General features: G+C 68.5%; 1 protein-coding gene. It reads right to left on the bottom strand.

Features of this window, described 5'->3' with window-relative positions; genetic code table 11:
* On the bottom strand, window positions 1-254 hold a 254-nt coding region (locus SB771_RS35785), incomplete at both ends, for an SDR family oxidoreductase (RefSeq protein ID WP_410722140.1).

Here is a 254-nt window from a genome sequence, read left to right as displayed (position 1 = left end):
ATAGCCCGCATGCACGCTGCACAGGAACGCACAGGCGCGGCCGAACTCGTCGGGTGTGCCGAAGCGGCGCGCGGGAATCGTCGCCATGCGCTGCTTGCGCGCTTCGTCGACGGAGATGTTCTGCGATTTCGCCGATGCCTCGAACGTCACGGCGATGCGGTCCGTGTCGAACAGGCCCGGCAGCAGGTTGTTGATAGTCACGCCGTCCGGCGCGACCTTGCGCGCGACGCCCGCGACGAAGCCCGTCAGCCCCG

Source organism: Burkholderia sp. SIMBA_051 (assembly GCF_046534915.1).
GTDB classification, from domain to species: domain Bacteria; phylum Pseudomonadota; class Gammaproteobacteria; order Burkholderiales; family Burkholderiaceae; genus Burkholderia; species Burkholderia ambifaria.
This window is presented reverse-complemented; position numbering and strand designations above follow the sequence as displayed.